1 rRNA gene is annotated in these 534 nt (G+C 46.6%); it reads right to left on the bottom strand.

From position 1 onward, the window contains the following. Window positions 1-422: 422 nt before the first annotated feature. A 16S ribosomal RNA gene (locus KQI21_RS01205) occupies window positions 423-534 on the bottom strand; the annotation flags it as partial.

Below are 534 nucleotides of genomic sequence, written 5' to 3'. Positions count from 1 at the left end.
TTTGGTTATTCTAGCTTCCGCTCATAGCGACTTGCCTGACTTCCTTTACCTTCGTACGATAAGTCAACATTGATTTGCCTCTCGGCTCTTCGTGTTTCCTTTATCTCCTGCGGTTCAGTCCAGTCCGTATGTCGCTAAGCATTCGCTTCAGCTTTTGGTTTGATGTCGTTGTTACTCTTATTTAGTTTTCAAGGTACCATCTTTAAAGAGAGAATATTTACTCTCTCAAAACTGAACCAAACAACCGAGTATGTCTTCCGTATAGTCCAGCTCCAGCGTTCAGCGACTAGTGAAACTTCCTTCCCCTCCGTACGATAAGTCAACATCGACTCCTTACAGTCGCCGTGTTTTCTTTATCTCCTTCGGTTCAGTCCAGTTCATACGTCGCTAAACGAACGCTTACGCTTCATCTTATTCCTTAGAAAGGAGGTGATCCAGCCGCACCTTCCGATACGGCTACCTTGTTACGACTTCACCCCAATCATTGGTCCCACCTTCGGCGGCTGGCTCCTTACGGTTACCTCACCGACTTCG

Source organism: Virgibacillus proomii (assembly GCF_018916875.1).
GTDB lineage: Bacteria > Bacillota > Bacilli > Bacillales > Amphibacillaceae > Virgibacillus > Virgibacillus proomii_B.
This window is presented reverse-complemented; position numbering and strand designations above follow the sequence as displayed.